Source organism: Aeromicrobium sp. Leaf272 (assembly GCF_001422865.1).
In the GTDB taxonomy this organism is placed as follows: domain Bacteria; phylum Actinomycetota; class Actinomycetes; order Propionibacteriales; family Nocardioidaceae; genus Aeromicrobium.
In genome coordinates this window covers 404,739-407,590 of the sequence record NZ_LMMY01000009.1, presented here as the reverse complement: position 1 = coordinate 407,590, position 2,852 = coordinate 404,739, and the positions used below count along the sequence as shown (strand labels likewise).

Genomic DNA, 2,852 nt, shown 5'->3' with positions numbered 1-2,852 from the left:
CCGGATGCCCCGGAACTGTCCGAAACGCAGGGACGGGCTGGCGGTAGGGTCGTCGCCATGACCTACACGCTCGTCCTCCTGCGCCACGGGCACAGCGAGTGGAACGCGAAGAACCTGTTCACCGGCTGGGTCGACGTCGACCTCAACGAGCAGGGCGTGGAGGAGGCCCACCGCGGGGCCACGCTGCTGGCCGACGCCGGCATCGCCCCCGACGTGTCGCACACGTCGCTGCTGCGTCGGGCCATCCGCACGTCGCAGATCGTGCTCGACGGCATCGACCGGCACTGGATCCCGGTCAAGCGCTCGTGGCGGCTCAACGAGCGTCACTACGGCGCACTGCAGGGCAAGGACAAGAAGGCCACCCTGGAGGAGTACGGCGAGGAGCAGTTCATGACCTGGCGCCGTTCCTACAGCACCCCGCCGCCGGCGCTCGACGACGACAGCGAGTTCTCGCAGGCCAAGGACGCCCGCTACGCGGCGCTGCCCGACGAGCTCCTGCCGCGCACCGAGTGCCTCGCCGACGTGCTCGACCGCATGCTCCCGTACTGGTACGACAGCGTCGTCCCCGACCTGCTCGACGGCCGGACCGTGCTCGTGACGGCGCACGGCAACTCGCTGCGCGCCCTGGTCAAGCACCTCGACGGCCTGGGCGAGGACGAGGTCGTCGGCCTCAACATCCCCACCGGCATCCCGCTCGTCTACGAGCTCGACGACGACCTCAAGCCCGTCACGAAGGGCGGCCAGTACCTCGACCCCGACGCCGCCGCCGACGCCATCGCGGCGGTGGCGAACCAGGGTCGCTGACCCACGCGACCGGTGGCGGTGACTAGGCCGTCTCGCGCACCACGAGCTCGGGCTCGAGGAGCACCGACTCGGGAGTGCGACCGGCGATCAGCTCGATGAGGAGCTCGACACCGCGCCGGCCCATCTGGTGCATGGGGGAGCGGATCGTCGTGAGAGGCACCAGCATCTCCGACGCGAGCGAGGTGTCGTTGTAGCCGACGAGCGCGACGTCGTCGGGGACGTGGAGGCCGCGGTCGCGCAGGGCGCCGAGCGCGCCGATGGCGGCGAAGTCGTTGGTGGCGAAGATGGCGTCGGGGACCTCTCCGTCGGCGAGGAGCTGCTCGGCGGCGGCGCGCCCGCCCGCTGCGTCGAAGGGTCCGTGGACCACGCGTGACGCCGGGACCTTGATGCCTGCCGCCTCGAACGCCTCGAGGGCGCCTTGCGTGCGGTCGATCGAGGTGGACGCGAACGCCTGGCCGGCGATGATGGCGGGCCGGGTGCGGCCGGTGGCGACGAGGTGCTCACCGGCGAGGCGCCCACCCAGCACGTCGTCGGTGGTGGCGGAGACATGCGCCCCGGCGCGCCGGGACACGAGGACGACGGGAACGCCGCGGGCGGCGACCTCGTCGACGACCTGGTGGTCGAGGTGGGCGTCGCCGAAGATGAGCCCGTCGACGCGGCGGTCGATCATCATCCGTGCGCGCTGTCGCTGGGCGGAGGGCTCGTCGAGGGAGTTCGTGACGAAGGTCGAGAGGCCGTGCTCGAGCGCGGCCTCCTCGATGCCCTCGTAGATGGTCGCGAGGACGAAGTCCTGCAGCCGCGGCACGAGGACGCCGACGAGGCCGGAGCGCGAGGTGCGCAGGCTGGCCGCCTGCGGGTTGGGCGAGTAGCCCATCTCGAGCGCGTGCGCCCGGATTCGCTCGATCGTGGTGGCGGAACCCCATCGCAGGGCGGTGTCGCCCGGGGAGTTCAGTACGCGCGACACGGTGGAGGCGNCCTCCCTGGAAGGACCTCTCACAGGCCGTGGTCACACCCTAGGCCACGGCGTGCGGACACGAGCAGGAGACACAACTGTTACACAATCGTTTTCGACAAACGGTTGTGTAAACCAGCGAGGTGGTGTTTGATCCTGGGTGAGCCCGGTCACAGCGCCTCGTCCGGAGGCATCGTGGCGGTACCCAGGAAGCGAGTGCACTCCATGCCGATCGTCGTCGTCCTCAGCACCGGTGGCACGATCTCCTCGCGCCCCGGCCACGACGACGCCGTGGTGAGCACCGACGGTGCGGCGGACCTCGTCGGACGCACCGCCCACGGCGACGGGGTCGTCGTCGAGGCCGTCGACGTCCTGCGCACCGGCAGCTACAACCTCGACCTCGCGGCGCTGCGCACGATCGCGGAGGCGGTCGCCGCGCAGCTCGAGCGACCCGAGGTGGACGGCGTCGTCGTCACGCACGGCACCGACACCCTCGAGGAGACGGCGTTCCTCCTGGACCTCGTCCACGACGACCCCCGGCCCGTGGTCGTCACCGGTGCGCAGCGTTCCGCCGACGTGGCCGACGGCGACGGTCCCCGCAACCTGGGCGACGCCGTGGCTGTGGCCGCCTCCCCCCACGCCCGCGACTGCGGCGTCCTCGTCGCCTTCGGCGGCACGATCCTGCCCGCCCGCGGAACCCGCAAGATGCACACGACCGCCGCCCAGCCGTTCCGCGCCCTCGACGCCGGGCCGCTCGGCACCGTGGCCGACGGCGACGTCCGCATCACCCAGCGCCCCGAGCGTCTCAAGCCCCTGCCCGCCGCCACCGCGGCCTTCGACGACGCCCGGGTCGACGTGGTCTCGCTCTACCCCGGCGCCGACGCCGCGCTGCTCGACGCGGCCGTCGCGGCGGGCGCGCGGGGCGTCGTGCTCGCCGCCACCGGCATCGGCAACGCCAACGCCACCGTTGTCGGGGCGGTCCGGCGCCACGTGGACGGCGGTGTCGTCGTCGCGCTCTCGAGCCGTGTGCCCGAGGGGCCGGTCCAGCCCGTCTACGGAGACGGCGGCGGTGTCGACCTCGTGCGCGCCGGCGCCG

3 protein-coding genes are annotated in these 2,852 nt (G+C 72.4%); 2 read left to right on the top strand and 1 reads right to left on the bottom strand.

What is annotated here, in order from left to right; genetic code table 11:
• Nucleotides 1-57: 57 nt before the first annotated feature.
• Nucleotides 58-804: a phosphoglyceromutase gene (locus tag ASF38_RS03570; protein WP_056573664.1), complete on the top strand. Its 747-nt coding sequence runs from the start codon at nucleotides 58-60 to the stop codon at nucleotides 802-804.
• A 22-nt stretch (nucleotides 805-826) separates the two neighbouring features.
• Here the strand turns inward: ASF38_RS03570 and ASF38_RS19605 are convergent, their stop codons facing one another.
• Nucleotides 827-1,678, bottom strand: coding sequence for a LacI family DNA-binding transcriptional regulator (locus ASF38_RS19605; RefSeq protein ID WP_369815164.1), 852 nt, complete (start codon nucleotides 1,676-1,678; stop codon nucleotides 827-829).
• A 303-nt stretch (nucleotides 1,679-1,981) separates the two neighbouring features.
• On the opposite strand from ASF38_RS19605, the gene ASF38_RS03560 reads away from it, so the two are divergent.
• A partial coding sequence (locus tag ASF38_RS03560; protein WP_082480335.1) for an asparaginase occupies nucleotides 1,982-2,852 on the top strand: 871 nt, incomplete at its 3' end.

Bases quoted from the DNA above. Each gene is read 5' to 3' on its own strand.
- ASF38_RS03570 (WP_056573664.1), top strand. From the start codon at position 58: ATGACCTACACGCTCGTCCTCCTGCGCCACGGGCACAGCGAGTGGAAC.
- ASF38_RS19605 (WP_369815164.1), bottom strand. From the start codon at position 1,678: ATGGGCTACTCGCCCAACCCGCAGGCGGCCAGCCTGCGCACCTCGCGC.